The 501-nt window shown below is 64.3% G+C and carries 1 protein-coding gene; it reads left to right on the top strand.

The annotated features are described in order from the left end of the window. Positions 1 to 59 precede the first annotated feature (59 nt). Positions 60 to 501 (top strand): alpha/beta fold hydrolase (locus tag NKI59_RS35070; protein WP_352709097.1); only part of this gene is annotated, 442 nt, incomplete at its 3' end.

The following is a 501-nucleotide window of genomic DNA, read 5'->3' as shown; positions in this document are numbered from 1 at the left end:
ACGCCGGAAGCATTCGGCTTCATGTCGTTCAGGCCGGGCCTGCCGGGGGTAAGCCGGTCATGCTCCTGCACGGCTTCCCGGACTTCTGGATCGGCTGGAGACGGCAGATCGGTACGCTCGCTTCCGCCGGATATCGGGTCATCGTTCCCGACCAGAGGGGCTACAACACCAGCGACAAGCCAGAGGGCATCCGCGAGTACACGCTCCCCAAGCTCCTCGGCGATGTCGTCGCCCTGGCCGACGCGCTCGGCATCGGAAGGTTTCACCTCGTCGGCCATGACTGGGGCGGCATCGTCGCTTGGGCCGCCGGGGCAAAGTTGACTCATCGCCTGGACAAGCTCGTCATCCTGAATGCGCCCCATCCCGAGGTGGTGTTTACCCATGCCCTACGATCTCCGACGCAGTTTCTGCGGAGCAGTTACGCGGTTTTCTTCCAGATCCCCTTGCTGCCCGAAGCCGTTTTGGGTGCGCGCCGCTCGGCCTTGCTCGCACGAGCACTCA

It is taken from the genome of Mesorhizobium sp. M0598 (assembly GCF_040320865.1).
Lineage (GTDB): Bacteria > Pseudomonadota > Alphaproteobacteria > Rhizobiales > Rhizobiaceae > Mesorhizobium.
Note: the sequence above shows the minus strand (reverse complement) of the source record. Positions and strands in the feature narration are given on the sequence as shown.